Origin of the sequence: Pantoea sp. DY-5 (genome assembly GCF_019795955.1) — a bacterium.
In the GTDB taxonomy this organism is placed as follows: Bacteria; Pseudomonadota; Gammaproteobacteria; order Enterobacterales; family Enterobacteriaceae; genus Pantoea; species Pantoea leporis.
Window position 1 is genome coordinate 1 of record NZ_JAIMIE010000025.1, and the last position, 554, is coordinate 554.

Genomic DNA, 554 nt, shown 5'->3' on the forward strand with positions numbered 1-554 from the left:
TATCGACTTCCAGATTTAATGTTTATTCCGGTCGCTATTCATGGCGACCTTTTCCCGCACAGCATAAAATTTCTTTTCCCATCGCAAAACAGACACCGACACAAATTTCATTCGACGCCGCACCGTTTGGCGGAACTAAATTATCCGGGTTAGGTCGTGAAGGGTCGCGTTAAGGTATCGAAGAATATCGAGAACAGAAGGGGTTTGATATTGGCAGTCTTTAAAATAAACAATGTACGATAAATCGCGCCGCTTCGGATCTATTCTTGGCAATAAAAAGCCATCGCAATATCTGCGATGGCTTTTATTTAACCGTTTTTATCGATGGACTAATTCCTGTTAAACCAGCTCAGTTCTCACTCCTTGCTGCACCAGCAGTTCTGCATCGTCGTGGCTGTAGACGTTATATTTCACGCCAGCAATGGTCACAGTACCTTCCTGATGTTGCCATTCGCTGATATCGCTGCCTTCCGGCAGAATATCTTTGAGCTCAACCACATCACCTTCGTTACCTTTCACCATCAACTGGGTTTTACCGTCCTCGATAAACAGAC

1 pseudogene is annotated in these 554 nt (G+C 44.6%); it reads right to left on the reverse strand.

The annotated features are described in order from the left end of the window. Positions 1-339 precede the first annotated feature (339 nt). A pseudogene (locus K5Y30_RS24760) lies at positions 340-554 on the reverse strand (Biofilm associated protein A); the annotation flags it as partial.